The following is a 241-nucleotide window of genomic DNA, read 5'->3' as shown; positions in this document are numbered from 1 at the left end:
CGCGTGCCACAGGGCCAGGGCGATCAAGGCCGACAGCGCTACCAGTGCTTGGGGGAAAAAGCGCAGCAGCAGGCTGAACAGATCGTCCACATCACCGTAGGCCAACAGAGTCACGGCCGTGCCCTGTGTCAGGTACCACAGCAACCAGGCAATGTCGTGCTTACCGATAATTGCGGTTTTCCACACGTCGCTGTCGGTGATCACAGTCACACCACCCAGGCCGAGGTCGAGATGCATCAGA

1 pseudogene is annotated in these 241 nt (G+C 59.8%); it reads right to left on the bottom strand.

Annotation, left to right across the window (positions count from 1 at the left end):
• Positions 1–241, bottom strand: a pseudogene (locus tag ACFZPT_RS26920) (DUF4350 domain-containing protein); the annotation flags it as partial.

The sequence above is a fragment of the Pseudomonas sp. MD330_10 genome (assembly GCF_042610415.1).
In the GTDB taxonomy this organism is placed as follows: domain Bacteria; phylum Pseudomonadota; class Gammaproteobacteria; order Pseudomonadales; family Pseudomonadaceae; genus Aquipseudomonas; species Aquipseudomonas rhodesiae.
This window is presented reverse-complemented; position numbering and strand designations above follow the sequence as displayed.